Source organism: Mesomycoplasma moatsii, from assembly GCF_045276915.1.
GTDB lineage: Bacteria > Bacillota_I > Bacilli_A > Mycoplasmatales > Metamycoplasmataceae > UBA710.
On record NZ_CP174166.1, the window covers coordinates 428,182 to 443,240 of the forward strand.

General features: G+C 23.0%; 16 protein-coding genes. 4 read left to right on the forward strand and 12 right to left on the reverse strand.

The genetic code is table 4. The features are described from left to right. Positions 1 to 5: 5 nt before the first annotated feature. From ACJA28_RS02100 to ACJA28_RS02130, 7 genes are read right to left on the reverse strand one after another with little or no spacing between them, the layout of a single operon-like run. The gene (locus tag ACJA28_RS02100) at positions 6 to 419 is read right to left on the reverse strand and encodes an adenylyltransferase/cytidyltransferase family protein (protein WP_022934529.1); all 414 of its coding nucleotides are present in this window, start codon (positions 417 to 419) and stop codon (positions 6 to 8) included. Next, positions 412 to 1,245, reverse strand: a complete 834-nt coding sequence (locus tag ACJA28_RS02105) for an Hsp33 family molecular chaperone HslO (RefSeq protein WP_022934530.1) — start codon at positions 1,243 to 1,245, stop codon at positions 412 to 414. The genes ACJA28_RS02100 and ACJA28_RS02105 overlap by 8 nt, the downstream gene beginning before the upstream one ends. Positions 1,246 to 1,247: 2 nt before the next feature. Then, entirely contained in the window at positions 1,248 to 2,489 is a 1,242-nt protein-coding gene (gene glyA / locus ACJA28_RS02110) for a serine hydroxymethyltransferase (protein ID WP_022934531.1), read from the reverse strand. 42 nt (positions 2,490 to 2,531) lie between these two features. Next, complete coding sequence (locus tag ACJA28_RS02115; RefSeq protein ID WP_022934532.1) at positions 2,532 to 4,121, reverse strand: hypothetical protein; 1,590 nt, start codon at positions 4,119 to 4,121, stop codon at positions 2,532 to 2,534. A gap of 5 nt (positions 4,122 to 4,126) precedes the next feature. Then, positions 4,127 to 6,277 (reverse strand): UvrD-helicase domain-containing protein, encoded by a 2,151-nt coding sequence (locus ACJA28_RS02120; RefSeq protein ID WP_022934533.1) that lies wholly within the window; start codon positions 6,275 to 6,277, stop codon positions 4,127 to 4,129. Between the two features lie 2 nt (positions 6,278 to 6,279). After that, complete coding sequence (locus ACJA28_RS02125; RefSeq protein ID WP_406602186.1) at positions 6,280 to 7,011, reverse strand: RDD family protein; 732 nt, start codon at positions 7,009 to 7,011, stop codon at positions 6,280 to 6,282. Positions 7,012 to 7,014: 3 nt separating this feature from the next. Further along, positions 7,015 to 8,025 (reverse strand): hypothetical protein, encoded by a 1,011-nt coding sequence (locus tag ACJA28_RS02130; protein WP_022934535.1) that lies wholly within the window; start codon positions 8,023 to 8,025, stop codon positions 7,015 to 7,017. Positions 8,026 to 8,142: 117 nt separating this feature from the next. On the opposite strand from ACJA28_RS02130, the gene ACJA28_RS02135 reads away from it, so the two are divergent. Continuing rightward, positions 8,143 to 8,676: a hypothetical protein gene (locus tag ACJA28_RS02135; protein ID WP_022934536.1), complete on the forward strand. Its 534-nt coding sequence runs from the start codon at positions 8,143 to 8,145 to the stop codon at positions 8,674 to 8,676. Between the two features lie 22 nt (positions 8,677 to 8,698). Here ACJA28_RS02135 and ACJA28_RS02140 read toward each other — a convergent pair whose 3' ends face one another. After that, positions 8,699 to 9,682: a formate/nitrite transporter family protein gene (locus tag ACJA28_RS02140; RefSeq protein ID WP_022934537.1), complete on the reverse strand. Its 984-nt coding sequence runs from the start codon at positions 9,680 to 9,682 to the stop codon at positions 8,699 to 8,701. 68 nt (positions 9,683 to 9,750) lie between these two features. Between ACJA28_RS02140 and ACJA28_RS02145 the strand changes: the two genes are divergently transcribed. Next, positions 9,751 to 10,476 carry a phosphotransferase gene (locus ACJA28_RS02145; RefSeq protein WP_022934538.1) on the forward strand — a complete coding sequence of 242 codons (726 nt, stop codon included), beginning with the start codon at positions 9,751 to 9,753 and terminating at the stop codon, positions 10,474 to 10,476. Positions 10,477 to 10,480: 4 nt separating this feature from the next. On the opposite strand, the gene def is transcribed toward ACJA28_RS02145, so the two are convergent. The 4 genes from def to gmk are packed head-to-tail and all read right to left on the reverse strand — an operon-like array spanning position 10,481 to position 13,263. Further along, positions 10,481 to 11,041: a peptide deformylase gene (gene def / locus ACJA28_RS02150; protein ID WP_022934539.1), complete on the reverse strand. Its 561-nt coding sequence runs from the start codon at positions 11,039 to 11,041 to the stop codon at positions 10,481 to 10,483. A 4-nt stretch (positions 11,042 to 11,045) separates the two neighbouring features. Continuing rightward, entirely contained in the window at positions 11,046 to 11,951 is a 906-nt protein-coding gene (locus ACJA28_RS02155) for a serine/threonine-protein kinase (protein WP_022934540.1), read from the reverse strand. Further along, the gene (locus tag ACJA28_RS02160; protein ID WP_022934541.1) at positions 11,951 to 12,685 is read right to left on the reverse strand and encodes a PP2C family serine/threonine-protein phosphatase; all 735 of its coding nucleotides are present in this window, start codon (positions 12,683 to 12,685) and stop codon (positions 11,951 to 11,953) included. The genes ACJA28_RS02155 and ACJA28_RS02160 overlap by 1 nt, the downstream gene beginning before the upstream one ends. Positions 12,686 to 12,693: 8 nt before the next feature. Continuing rightward, positions 12,694 to 13,263 carry a guanylate kinase gene (gmk, locus tag ACJA28_RS02165; RefSeq protein ID WP_022934542.1) on the reverse strand — a complete coding sequence of 190 codons (570 nt, stop codon included), beginning with the start codon at positions 13,261 to 13,263 and terminating at the stop codon, positions 12,694 to 12,696. 247 nt (positions 13,264 to 13,510) lie between these two features. Here gmk and ACJA28_RS02170 point away from each other — a divergent pair, with 247 nt between their 5' ends. Further along, the gene (locus ACJA28_RS02170; RefSeq protein ID WP_022934543.1) at positions 13,511 to 14,656 is read left to right on the forward strand and encodes a hypothetical protein; all 1,146 of its coding nucleotides are present in this window, start codon (positions 13,511 to 13,513) and stop codon (positions 14,654 to 14,656) included. 64 nt (positions 14,657 to 14,720) lie between these two features. Continuing rightward, positions 14,721 to 15,056, forward strand: coding sequence for an MHO_1590 family protein (locus ACJA28_RS02175; protein WP_022934544.1), 336 nt, complete (start codon positions 14,721 to 14,723; stop codon positions 15,054 to 15,056). Positions 15,057 to 15,059: the final 3 nt, after the last annotated feature.

Consider the following 15,059-nt stretch of genomic DNA (forward strand, 5'->3'; position numbering starts at 1 on the left):
AATATTTATTGTTTATTTTTTAAATTTGATGAACTTATATTTCTAGTGTTTTCATTAGCAAAATAATAAAAAAAATTTAATCGTTTTTCTAATAACAAATATTTATATTTTAATTTTTCTTCATAAAATTTATCTTCTTCATTGCGACATCCTCTAATAATATTGAAACAATTTAATTTTTTTGCTAAATCCGTAGTTAATTCTTTTTCGTTTATTAAAACTTGAATTCTATCTTTTTCATTAGAAAACATCTTTTCTATTTCTTCTTTGGATTTAACAAAAGTATTTTGTCTTTTTTTATTTTCGTTTCAAGAAACAACAATAAATATAAAATCAAAATCTTGTAAAGCTTGTTTAACAACAAATCTATGTCCTTCATGAAATGGATCAAACGATCCTGGAAAAATTGCTTTAATCATATTTAACATCTTTTTTGAAAATAATATACTTTGTTGAACAAAACTCGCAAATCACTTCTATGTTTTTATCTTTTTTAAATAGATCATTTATTTCTTTTTCTTTTAATAATTTTAATGTACTTATTATTTTATTTTTACTACATCAACAAGATGCATCAATTTGTTTTATTTCCAATAATTTCCCATCAATAAGCTTTTCATAATCTAAAAGTGAATATTTGTCAAATTCATATTTTTTGATAAATTCTTCGATTCAAATTTTATCCTCTTCAGTATGATTTGGTAATAATTGAAAAATAACATTTTTAGCTTTTTTTGCAACATTTGGATTATCATCAAATAATTCTACATCATTAATAAGAGCTGAATATATCTGATCTGATTTGTTCAAAAAATAAGCTAAATCTGTAACAATATCAGATTTTGCTAATAATGTCTTAGATCTAAAAAAATTATTTTTAACTTCTCGAGAAATTTCTAAAAAACCATTATCACCCAGTCCTAAAATTAAAGGAATAGAATTAAAATTACTTTTATCATATTCAGTTTCAATATTAGGATTAGAAATTAATGCTCTAATGTTTTCATCTTTGATTTCTAAAATTAAAGATTTTATTGCACCATTCGATTCTATTCTTATTAATATATTGTCTGATTCATATAAAAATCTTAAAGGACTAAAAGCAACAATAGCATTAGCTAAAATTAAATTAGGGAATGGTTTATATTTATGATAAGCAAGTACTTGATTGACATTATCCGTAAAATCTGATAGATAAATTCTTATATTATTTTTAATTATTATTTTTGTGAAATTTCTGATCATTATTAACCTTTTATCGGAAATTTTTTAGTTAATTTAATAACTTCTAATTTCATTTTTTTTAGTAATGTTCTATTTTGATGATTAGATAAAACAATGTAAATAATGTTTGCTAATTTAACAAATTCTTTTTCTTTAAAACCTCTTGTAGTCATGGCAGGAGTTCCTAACCTAATTCCACTTGTTACTTGTGGTGACTCAGTTTCATTTGGTATTGTGTTTTTATTAACAGTTATATTAATTGAATGTAATATTTCTGTAGCTTGTTTCCCGGTTAAATTAAATGTTTTTTTTACATTAATCATAAATAAATGATTTTCTGTAGTCCCTGAAATTATATCAACATTTAATTTTTTAAATTCATCACAAAATATTTTTGCATTTTTTAAAACTTGTTCTTGATATTTTTTAAAAGATGGTTTGAGTGCTTCATAAAAAGCAACTGCCTTACCTGCTATTTGATGAAATAAAGGTCCCCCTTGATAACCAGGAAAAACTCAATGATCAATTTTTTTAGCTATTTCTTCGTTATTAGTCATTATTATTCCACCACGAGCTCCTCTTAATGTTTTGTGAGTTGTTGAAGTAATTACATCACAATATTTAATGGGTGATGGATGTAATCCAACAGCAACCAAACCAGCAATATGAGCAATATCAGCCATCAATTTTGCGCCAACAACATCTGCTATTTTTCTAAATTTTCTAAAATCTATAATTCTTGAATAAGCACTAGCCCCACAGATAATTAAAGATGGTTTTATTTTTTTTGCTAAACTCAAAATCTCATCATAATCTAATAACCCATTTTTATCAACATCATAAGAATAAGCATCATAAAAATATCCAGAAAAATTAATTTTATACCCATGAGTTAAATGACCACCAGAAGATAAGCCCATTCCTAAAATTTTAGATCCTTTAGGGACTAAAGCAGCAATAGCTGCCGCATTTACAGTTGAACCAGAATAACCTTGAACATTTGCAAATTTAACATTAAATAATTTTTTCAATCTTTCAATTGCTAGCATTTCAACTACATCAACATTTTCGCAACCACCATAATATCTTTTATTCGGATATCCTTCACCATACTTATTAGTTAATACACTACCAGTTGCAATTAAAACATCTTTAGAGACATAATTTTCTGAAGCGATAAGTTCAATTTGTTCTTGCTGTCTTTTTAATTCTTTATTAATTGCTTTCTCGATTGATTTATCATTTATTTTTATATTTGAATACATAATAACTTCCTTATTAAATCTGATATTAAATAATTATAAAATTTAAAACAAAATTTTAATAGATCTATCCATATAATACTTATCTTCATTTGGCAATAACTCAATTTCGTTTATAACTTTATCGTTAACATTTGTAAAAACTAAAGGAATTTTTAAACGACTAATTATAGTTATTGAATTTAAAATTCTTAATTTATTTACAACAGATTTTTCTTCAAGATTAGAATTTACTTTCTCAGATAAAACGATTACACTTGGTTTTACATTTGTAATAACAGAAAAAAATGATGAACTAAATTCTTCTACATAAAATCCAAATTTAATTTTTGAAACATTTAAAAGTTTTAATAAAGAAATAAATTCTTTTGTTTCGCTATATTTAGTTTGGTTTATAATGAAAATAAATTCCCTATTGTTTTTCATATTTTCAAATATTTTTTCTATTTGATAATCATTAATATTTATTAATGTTTTTTTATTTAATTTTTTATTTGAACTTAGAATGTTAGAAACAAATTGATCTTCAATTTTTTTATCAAAATTGTTGATTTTTAATATATTTTCATTTCAGTAATCATTTTCTATTTGAAATTTTGGAATTAAAAAATTATAAATTTCTTTTTTGGTTTTAGAAGAATAAATCGATAATTTTTCAAATTCAATTCTATTTGACTCAATCATATTGTTAATGTTGATAATTTTTTCTTTGAATTCCTCAAATTCGTTAAATTGAATATTTTTCAAATTAAAATGTACTGATGATTGAATTGTTTTAGATTTAATTAATCCAAAAGAAATTCTTGTCATTATTTTTGAAAAATCATTTTCAGTCTCTAAATTTTGACATTCAACAAAAGTTAATCCATCAAAAAAATTATTAATATTATTTTTATTTAATGATTTTTTTAATTTTGATTGAATAATTTTCTTTATTCTATTTATTTTTCGATAAGATTCATTAGTTATTGTTGCAACAATAATTGCATTTGTTTTAAAATAACGAATATTTTTATTTTTTATTAATTTATCAAACAAATCAATAAAAGTAATAAATGTATCTAGCGAATTTTTAATAACTGAAAAAGCAATAAATAACCTATATTTATGTTTAGTATTAAACAGTTGATCTTTAGTAATAATTTTGTTAAATAAACGTTCAGATTCTAATTTGTTTTGTGAACGATACTCAATAACAATTTTTTTATCATTAACGTATTGAAATTTTAATTTAAAAAAAATAATTGTATTTTTTGTATTTTCAAATGATTCAATTTTTATTTTTTGATTAATAAAAAAATTAGATTTATTTTGAACACAATATTCAATAGCTTTTTTTCATTTATCTCTGTTGACAGGTTCAAGTGAATCAAATAACTGAGAAATATTAATCCATCCATTACCTATTTTCTTGTCAATATATTGAATAGCTTTTTTATTATATTTTTCAAACATTTCATTTATTAACAAGTGACTTTTTTTAATTCTTCATTTTTTTAAGTCTAATTCTAAAAAAAATAAAATAGGTTCATATTTATCAATCATCTTATCTTTTTTGAAATTAAAATATAAAAAACAAGCAATTATTGCTAAACATAATGAAACCAAAATAAAAAGCAGAATTATATTTCCCATTTTTGTTAATTCACCTTTTCGATTGATTTGTGATTCTTTAGTAACTGTTTGATACCAATTTCTTTATTCTTAAACTCTATTATAACGGAATCACCATTTATATCCAAAACTACGCCTACACCAAAGTTAATGTGCATAATCTTATCGCCAGGTTCAAAATGTCTAGTATTTTTATGCATTCTTGAATCCAATAAAATTTCTTCAGTTTTATAAATATCACTAATTTTTATATCTGCTTCCTTTATAAATCTAGACGGAGAATTTATTCCATTTTTATAATCTAAAAAATATTCTTTAGAAGAAGAAAGAAAAAGTTTTTCTTTAGCCCTTGTAAAAGCAACATAAGCTAACCTTCTTTCTTCTTCTAAAAAAAATGATTCGCCATTTTCATCATCTTGCTTCAACACTTTTTGTGAGGGAAATACACCTTCATTTAACCCAATAACAAAAACATTTTTAAATTCTAAACCTTTTGCTGCATGAATTGTCATTAGTGAAACATAATTAATATTTGTTGAATCCTCAATGTTCAATGATTCTAAAGAAATGAAATCTAGATATTCTCTAATATATTTTTCTGGATTTTGACTTTCTCAATTTTTAATAGATTTTAAAAGTTCTTTAACGTTTTCTAATCTATTTAAATTTAAATCTTCGCTTTGTTCCAACATTTTTAAATATCCTATTTCATCTAATAATTTTTCTAAAACTTGATGCAAAGGTTCTTTGCGATTGATTAGAGAATTGTATTTTCTCAAGATTTCTATAAATTTAAATAAATTTTGTTTTTTATCATGAGATATATTAATAACATTAATGTATTTCAATCAAGAATTTCATAAATTCATATTTTTTTCATTGGCGAATTGAATTAATTTTTCAACAGTATTTTCACCTAATTTTCTAGGTGGAACATTAATTATTCTCTTTAAACTAATATCTGTTGGTTCATAAATACATCTTAAAAAAGCCAAAACATCTTTTATTTCAGATCTTTCATAAAATTTTTGTCCGTTAATAATCTTGTATTGTATTGATTCTTTGACCAAAGCATCTTCAATAGGTTTTGAATAAAAATTTGATCTATATAAAATTGCGATATCTTTTAATTGATTTTTTTCTTTTTTTAGTTTATTTATTTGAAGCGTAACTCATGAAGCTTCTTTTTCTGGATTTGCTCCTTCATAATACTCTACTTTGGAACCTTCTTCATTTTCAGTAATTAAATTTTTTGGAATACGATTTGAATTATGCATAATCAAATTATTTGCAGCTTTTAAAATATTTTTGGTTGATCTATAATTTTGTGAAAGTGTAATTGTTAGAACTTTTTTATATAACTTATCAAAATTATTAATAAAAGAAATATCTGCTCCTCTTCAACTGTAAATTGTCTGATCAGGATCTCCAACTATTGTGATATTTTCATTTTGTGCTAATAAATCAATAATTTCATATTGAATTTTAGAAGTATCTTGAAATTCATCAATTAAAAAATATTCAAATCTTTTTCTTCATTTATCTCTTATTTTTGTATTTTCGGTCAATATTTTTTTTGTATAAATTAATAAATCATTAAAGTCCAAAGATTTTGAATCTATTAGTGCTTTTTGGTAATCTTTGAAAATATTAATTTTTAACATTTGATTTTCATCATCTAAATTTACCATCTCTTCTTCCAATTTGCCAATACTAATAAATTTATTTTTGATATATGAAATAAAATCTTTCATTTGATTATAAGGTAATAAAGTTTTTGAAATTTCATATTTTTTATATATTTCTTTCAAAATATTATCTTGATCTATGCTATCAATAATTGCAAAATTATTCGAAAAATTATCAATTTCCGAAATTTCCTCTCTTAAAAATTTATAACAAAGTGAATGAAATGTTGAAACGATCATATTATTAGCTTTATCACCAATTAAAGCTTCAACGCGAGATTTCATTTCATTAGCAGCTTTATTTGTAAAAGTAACAGCAATAATTTTTTTTGGATTTATTTTAGCCACTTCTATTAAATAAGCAATTTTTCTTGTCAAAACTTTTGTTTTACCCGATCCAGCACCAGCAAGAATTCTAACGGGAGAATTTATTTTTACAACTGCAGCTTTTTGTTCTTTATTTAAATCTTTTAAAATTTTATCTTTCACAACTAATCCCTCCAATTAATTTGATATACTTCATTTTTAATAGGTTTAACAAGTTTAATTTCATTATTCTCTACATTAATAAATTTATTTTTATATATAACTTGAGAATTTGAAAATTTGTCTACTAAACTTGTTTTGTTACCTCTAAATCCAACTGAAATTAAAAAGAACAATTGTATCAACAGAATCATTGGCGATAATGCTGATGGTATCGTATAAAATATGGTTTCTAATAATGTTCATTTATTTGTATCTAATAATTCTTTTAAGTTTTGAACTTTTTGATCAGATTCACTAAAATTAGTTTTTATGTATGAAAAAATAACCATTTTATTAATTGTTTTAGGTCATACAAAACACATAAACAAACAGATTAACACAATTCAAATAAATGGACCGATTTCAATTTTTTTTAATATTGATTTATATTTATTTTTGTCATAAAAATCAATATCCAGTTTAGTAATAATCATTCCTATTGTTCTTCCATTTGAAAGCAATGGAATTAAAATAAACTGAATTGTTATTAAAATAATTAGTAATAATAATCAAAGAAAATAAGTAAAATCATTTTTAACTTGATAAATATCTATTTTAGGATCATCTAATACAATTTCTTTTTTTAAACAGAATAAAGATGATGAAATCCCTATTAAGCAAAATAATATTAAATCAATAATTAGTGAACCAAATCTAACTCAAAAACCAGCTTTTTTATTCATTCTATTTGACACAATTTATTTTTCCAATTCTTTAAATATTTTATTTCATTTTGAAATTGGATAAAATGTCTTCAATAGTTGTACTTCTTTTGAATTGTTCATAATCATATATGAATTCTCTAATTCAAAATGAAGAAATTCATCTTTTTTAATTTGTTTTAATTTATCACAATATTTTTTTTGTATCAAATTATTTTTTGCTTTTATCAAATTTAAAATCGAATTATTTGATAAAAGTGAACAAATTATTATTTTCAGATAAAAAAATTTAGCATAATTTATTTCTTTTACAAATTTGTTTTTTTCTTTAAAAATACTTTGAATACTATTCCATTGTTGTATTAATTTATTAAAATTTGGAATATCTTCTTCGATTATTTCAATATTGCTCAATGTTTCTGGTAAATAAAAATATTTAGAAGCTTCTAAAAATAATAAATAAATTAAACTACTAAAAAAAATAGAAGAGTCATTATTGTTCTCTATAACATTCATTTTAAGTGTTTTATCCAATAAGTCTGAAGAAATTACTTTATTATAAATAAAAGGAAAAGTAAACGCTATAACGCTTTCATTTTTATTTATTTCCAATTTTTTGTTTATTTTATTTTGCTCTAATCTATCAATGGGCTTCCATTTTAAAATTTTGCTAAATTCTGGTCTAAATTCTAAAATATCTAATTCATTATTTTTTAAAATTTTTGATAATGTGTTTAATGATTTATTATCCATAGTTATTGAATTGTCTAAAATAAAAAAATAATCATTAGTTATTAATTTGTTTATGTTTAACATAATTTTATCAAATGAAATTCTTTTAGAAATATATATGAACTTAACGAAAACATCTAAATTTTTTTCTTGAAAATTTTGAATTATATTTAATAAAAATTCTTCTTTACCTTCAACAATAAAAATTATCTCAATATTCTTTTGTTGTTGAATTAAATTTGATAATTTATTAAAAAATTTTTTTGCTATAGCTTCATTTTTATATCTACCTAAAAAAACAATTATTGAAAACATAATTTCTTCCTCGAAAGTAACCCACTAATAGAAATTATATCATCTAGGCCGAAAAAAATAGTATTGATGGACTAAAACAAATAAAATTTCTTTGCACTATTTAATATTTTTTTAAAAATGAAAATTAAAAGTGAATATGAGTTAGAAATTCACAAATTTTTTGTAAATCAAGAATTTTTTATTAGAAATAAAGCAATCAAAATTAAAAAAATTCATTATTCAATACCTTTAGAAATTGATGATCTTATTTCTTTTTCTTATTTTAAAATGCTTGAATCCGAAAATAAATTAAAATATTTTGAATTAAAAAATAAAAATGAAAATATTGAAATATTTTTTAAATCCAGAGTTAGCGCTTATATGTGAACTTATTGCAATATTTATAAAAGCAAAAATCATCAAATACTAAATAATAGCATTACAAATGAAAATAATGATGTTGAATTAGACTCAAAAACAGAAAATTATAATTATGAAGAAATATTTAATTTTTTAACATCGGAAGAATTTAATGTAATTTATGAAATATACGTTAATAAATTAAAAAGAAAAGATATTGCTAAAAAATTAAATATTTCTAAAATAAAATTAAAACAAATCGAAAATAATGCAAGAAATAAAATTTGTAAGCACTTTAACATCTTAATTTAATCTAACTAGAACAAAAATAAATTTATAAATTATGAATATTTGTATTTCTATTTTTATAGTGACCTGATAAATAGTAATATGTATATGGTAAGAATATTGAACCGGAAATCCAATTACCTATACCAGCTGGAATAATATTAATAAAGAACAAAGCAAAAATAAATTTTCCTGGATTGATTCAAGAACTTAACTGCTTAACGTTATCAATTGTTGTTTCTTTTAAATCATGAAAATTATGATTTACCTGATAATTAAGAGCAATTAAAAAATTATTTTGTTCTGTTGGTTCAATCATATAAAAAAGACCCATTGAAAATAATATTCCGTTAGCTACTACATGTTGAAAACCAGAAATAGCAAACATCCAAATTGGAAAATAAATTAAAAGAAGTTTTGCTGTTGAATGACTTGCAGCTAAAGAGGCTCAAACAGATCCTGCTACCAAAATATTACACAAAAATCCTGAAAAAATAGTGAAATATCAAGCCATCGAAATTTTTTTGCCACATAAATAACCAAGAACATATTGATAATTTTCATTAGCAAAAAAATTTGCTGCTCTACACAATCCACCTATAACTAATCCGCCCAAAATATTTCCTAATAATGTATACATTCACTTAATAAATATTTTTTTAAATTGAACACCATGACCTTCACTTGTTTTTTGTTTTGTAATTCAGGCCAACATTGTTAAATTATCGGATGTAAATAAAGATCCTCCCAAAAATAAAATCATTATAATTCCAACAGGAAATAAAGCCGCTGCAGTAAATAAAGCAACTCCTGGAATATGAATTTTAAAGTTTGTTATTTCACCTAGATCATTTGTAGTTTTTTCAATAACACCATCTCAAGAACCTAAAATAATAATAAATATCATGTATGCAATTCCAACATAAATTGACCCAAGCATACCTAAAACAATCATTCGCAAAGCTGTGTTTTCTAATTTGTGTGTAGCATATCTTATTGCATTTTTAAAATTTTCTTTATATTCTTTCATAAATATTAACTTCTTGTTTCTTCGTTCTGTTCTAAATTTAACTTGAAATTATATAATAATTTATAGTTATGAACAAAATAAAAAAAATTGAAGTTGGTTACACAAACGAATCATATAAACAAGACAATATTTTTTTTCAAATAAAGAAAAAAAATGGTTTAAATCATAAAAGTGACTATAAACAATTAAAAAATTTTGATTTTGTTCCTAAACTAATTGAAGATAATGATGAATATTCTAAATGAGAATGAATTGATGGGAAGCATTTAGACATAAACCCATCAAAAAATGATCTAGAACAATTGGCGCAAATTTTACTTAAATTACATAATTCCAATGTCAAATTCACAAAATCTAATATTAGAAAAAGAATTGAAACATATAGAAAGATAATAAAACAAAAAAATATTAAAATTGAAATAATTGAGAAACTTTATCGAAAAATAAATGTTATTTTAAAAAATATAGATAAAACTAAACCTATTCATGGCGATTTATATAAAGTGAATATGATTAAAACAAAAGAAAACAAGATATATCTTGTTGATTGAGAATATTCGCATATGGGGGATATTCATTTTGAATTGGCATACATCATTGAAGCTTTTAATCTTGATAGCGAAAAAGAAAAAATATTTTTAGAGGCTTATAATAATTATGATTCTTATATTTTAAAAAAACACAAAATCTTAGTTAACTACATAACCATTCTATGATTATATTCTCAAGATAAATTATTTTTTTCTCCCGAACATTGTATTAAAAGATTAGAAAATCTTGCTGAAAAAAATTAATGAATTAAATAGTATATAAATCTTTCTCTTTTTTTCAAGGATTCTTATGATCAATCCGATCAATAAATAGTTTTCCTTCAAGATGATCTAATTCATGTTGCAGTACAATAGCAACATAATTTGATTGATCATGTCTAACAACTTTTTTTTCAAAATATGAATATCCTTCAACAATAATTCGCAAACTTCTTTTAACATATCCTTTTTGATTTGGATCGCTTTCTTTAACGCTAAGGCAACCTTCACCTTCTTTTAGTGCTATCAAAGCATTCGATTTTGAAATAACTTTAGGGTTAATTAATAAATCTCTAAAAATAACGTTACCAAATCCATCTTCAATGTAAACATAAAACATATTTTTTGGTATACCATATTGAATTGCAGCAACACCTACAGCTGGTCTAAACTTAGAGTTTGGTTTAATACTATCCTCAACATGATAAATCATAGTTTCAGCTAAATGAACATCTTCTGGACTCAAAGGTAAAACCACATCTTGTGATTTTTCTCTTAAAATTTTATTTGGTAACTGAACTATATTTACTATAAATTTTTGATCATTCATACTACTAAGGTTTTCTTCTGCCAAACAAACTAAATCTTCTTAATGAACTTCTCTCTTCTAAAACAATAGGTTTTTCAGTTACTCTTTTTTGATCTAAACAAGTTGCTAAATCAGCTTCTAATTGTCTCATTGATTGATAACGCAATTCTTTTTTCTTTGCAGTTGCTTTAGTAACAATATTTGCCAAAGCTTGTGGTATATTTGGATAAATTTTATTGACTGGTGTAATAGGATCTGTACGATGTTTTAAGGCAGTTTCAAGTGGAGTTTTACCTCTGTGAGGAGGATGACCAATTAACATTTCATACATAATAATACCTAGAGCATAAATATCAGATTGTGGCGATGCTTCTTGCTTGTCAATTAATTCAGGAGCTAAATAATGAACAGATCCAATAACTTTACCTGTCTGCGTAAAACGAGCTGAATCATCTGATATTGCAATTCCAAAATCAATAATTTTAACTTGACCAGTATTTGTAATCATAACATTTGATGTTTTTAAATCTCTGTGAACAATATTTTGAGCATGAATTTCAGAAAAACCTTTTGCTATTTGAATTGCAAAATCAACAGCACGATCTGGTTGCAATCTACCTTGCATTTCAATAACTTCTTTCAACATCTTTCCTTGAACATATTCCATTGAAAGATACTTTATATGCTTATCATATTTTCCTTCATAAAATTTAACAATATAAGGGGATTTAATATATTGAACTAATCGCATCTCTTCTTTAAATCTTTGTTGATTAGAAGTAGGAGTTGAAGGATCTAAACTCAAAACTTTAACAGCAACATACTTACCTAATTCTTTATCTTCACACAAAAAAACCCTAGCCATTCCACCTGAACCTATTTCTTTTTTAATAATATATTTTTCGGGAAGATTAATATTAAATGCAGACATTATTCAACCTCCACAATAACAACTGTTAAATTGTCAGCTGATCGTCCTTTAATAGCTTCTGCAATTAGTGTTTTTCCTTTTTCTTCCATATTCATATTCTGAGCCATAATTAATTCAAATTTTGGTTTTTCAATATAGTCATGAATTCCATCAGATGTTAGAACTAAAACTCTTTTGTTTGAAGAAGAATTTTCATCAATATTGAATGCTTCAATATTTGTTTTTTTAGATGGCCCTAAAGCAGATGTTAAAGCTGCAGCTCCTGGAATTTTTGAAGCTTCAAAACTTGACATACCTTCATTTTTAATGTAATAGTTCATTAAATTATGATCAATGGTAATTTGATGTAATTGTCCATCAAAAATATAAGTTCTTGAATCACCAATATTAAAAATAATTATATTTTTAGTTTTTTTAAAAACAATAGCAGAAGTAACTGTTGTCCCCATATCTTTTTTATTCTCATCATTTCCTGCTTCAATAATCATATTTTGTTTGGATTGTTTAATTGTTTCTTTAAATCATTCATAAACATTGTCTGAATCTGAAATTAAATAATTCATTCTACTTTTAAATGTTTCGATAGTAATCGAAGAAGCTAACGAACCACCAAAATGACCGCCCATTCCATCGCACAAAACAGCAACCAAAACATAATCATTTTCAAAAACAGCTGCTCGATCTTGATTTTCTTCTCTTACAACTCCGATATTTGTTTCAACAATATATTTCATATTTGCTCCTACTTATCAACAATTATTGATTTTATTTTATCAATTGTTATATCAATATTATCATTTTTAACAATATATTGAAAATATGACTTACATAACATTTCTTCTTTTGCTCTTTTTAATCTTTTTTTTATTTGATATTCAGTATCTGTGTTTCTTTTCCTAATTCTTCTTTCTAATTCTTTTAATGATGGTGGATCAATAAAAATTGAAATTAAAATATTTTCTTTTTTTTCTTTTTTTAGCTTATTAATGATATTAACAGCACCATTTGTTTCTACTTCAACCAAAACATTTTTATTCTGATTTAATTTTGTCTCTATCTCTGACATCAAAGTTCCATAATAATTATCAAAATGCTTGTTATATTCTAAAAAAGCATTTTCTTCTATTAATTTTTCAAATTTTTCTTTTGATACAAAAAAATAATGTTCACCTTCTATTTCATTTACTCGTTTTGGTCTTGTTGTAGCTGAAATTGAAAAAGACAAATTAAGTGCAGGATCTTTAAATAATTCTTTTTCAATAGTTCCTTTGCCAACGCCTGAAGGACCGGCAATTAAAATAATTTTTGACATGTTGTTATTTTACAAAAAAATCTCCACAACCACTATTTTTCCACAGAAGTTTGTGGAAAAAATTCAATAAAAAAAGAATTTATAATCTTTTTGCTAATTTTTAAACATTTTTTCGCATTAATTAATAGGAGGTACAAATTATGAAAACGATAAAACTCAGTCATTAAATTAATTATCAAAATATACCAATATTAATAATTTATTTATATTTTAGACATTTAAAAATAAGACAACAAGAAGGTATTTTATGATAAATATTCCAAATTCTAATCAACTTGTATGTACTGACAAGATTGCTGCTATTCAAAATATAAAAATAAATAAAAATAAATCAGAAAACCAATTAAATAATGCTTATACAGTTAAAAAAGATTATGAAATTAAAAATATTTATTATGATTCAAATGGCAAAGATATTACCTCAAAAAATGAGTTATGAGAAGATAATTTCATAAATGAAAGTTTAATTAAATTTAAATGAGATAATAAAACAAATATTTTTGCTTTTGATTTTTCTTTTCTTGAAAAAAATGCAATTAGAGAAATAATTTTCAAAATAAATAACGAAAAAAATGTAGTAATGAAACCTAATTTTCATTATGAAAACAAGATGTATAATCAAACAATTTACAGTACCGATATCAACAAATCTTTTAATATGCAAAATATTAAAACTATTCAAATATACTTAAAAGGTTCTATTACTAAAATGATTAACATTGTTCTAGGAAATTATAAAAATACAAAATACGATTTTATTATTCCTAGAGAAAAATCCTTAACTCTAAACTTTCAAAATTCAATAATAATAAAAGGGGAAGAAATAAAAGAAACTTTTTCTAGTTTAACATTTAGTCCAATCAATATAAAACAAGGATTTTGAAATAAAAAAATTTTAAAATTAGAACAATCAAGTAATGATATATTTGAAAGAAATTATATTAAATTATCAGCTCTTGAAGGATTGCCAATTACTTCAAATACTAAATCTTCCTTTGATTCATATTTAGAAAATGAATCAAAATATATTTATGTGAAAATAAGTCAAAATACTTATTATGATCTGCAAAAAAAAGAAACAATTAAAGGATTTGGTGAAAATTCAAATACAGGTTATATCCCGCCATTTGAATTTTCGGGTATTTTCTTTCCAATAATAACTATAAACATAAATAATTCAAATTTCAAAATTTCATGAGAAGAAAATTTTGATAAACCATATTTTAAAAAAAATGAAGGTTTAAATAAAATATATATAAATAATTCATACAATGTTGATAAAAATATTGATTGAATAACAATTTCTAGCGATTTACTTAACGAAGCTAAAGAGTATAACTTCACTTTTGAAGAATTAAAACAATGATTAATTTCAAAAGAAAATAATAATTAAAGGATGCTTTATTAAAAAAATATTTGCCATAACTTTTATCTCAATTTTTTTAATTGTTCCAATTATGTCGTTATCTGTTTCATGTACAAATGTCAAAACCAATGATTCTATTAATTCAGATGAAACTAATGAAGTAATAACTGCTGATGATTTTTTTCCGAAACTTTCAGTAACAGATTATTACGATTATGTGGAATTTGATAGTAATGCACAACCTATAATAGGAGATAAATTAATAATGAAAGTAATTGAAGATGTTATTTCAAGAGTAGCTTCATCAAAAGGAACAATTAAATTTTCAATCACTAGGTATACAAATTCTTCAGTAGATTTTAACTTTGAATGAACTTATTTAGACATGAAATTGTATAAAATTTATTCATTTGAAATTAGAATATAAAAT